The sequence below is a fragment of the Pseudomonas sp. DVZ6 genome (assembly GCF_024259445.1).
GTDB lineage: Bacteria > Pseudomonadota > Gammaproteobacteria > Pseudomonadales > Pseudomonadaceae > Aquipseudomonas > Aquipseudomonas peradeniyensis.
In genome coordinates, this window is sequence record NZ_JANCLM010000121.1 from 1 (window position 1) to 371 (window position 371).

2 tRNA genes are annotated in these 371 nt (G+C 46.9%); both read left to right on the forward strand.

The features are described from left to right. Positions 1-26 precede the first annotated feature (26 nt). Positions 27-103, forward strand: a tRNA-Ile gene (locus NMG10_RS25900). A gap of 6 nt (positions 104-109) precedes the next feature. Next, positions 110-185 (forward strand) — tRNA-Ala (locus NMG10_RS25905). Positions 186-371: the final 186 nt, after the last annotated feature.

The following is a 371-nucleotide window of genomic DNA, read 5'->3' on the forward strand; positions in this document are numbered from 1 at the left end:
ATGTGAAGACGATCAAGACCCTATATAGGTCTGTAGCTCAGTTGGTTAGAGCGCACCCCTGATAAGGGTGAGGTCGGCAGTTCAAATCTGCCCAGACCTACCAATATGCGGGGCCATAGCTCAGCTGGGAGAGCGCCTGCCTTGCACGCAGGAGGTCAGCGGTTCGATCCCGCTTGGCTCCACCACTTTCTGTTGTGTCTACTTGATCAGAACTTAGAAATGAACATTCGGCAATGAGTGTTGATTTCTGACTTTTGTCAGATCGTTCTTTAAAAATTCGGATATGTGATAGATAGACTGAATGCCAGTTTCACTGCTGGTTATTCAGGCTAAGGTAAAATTTGTGAGTTCTGCTCAGCAATGAGCGAAAA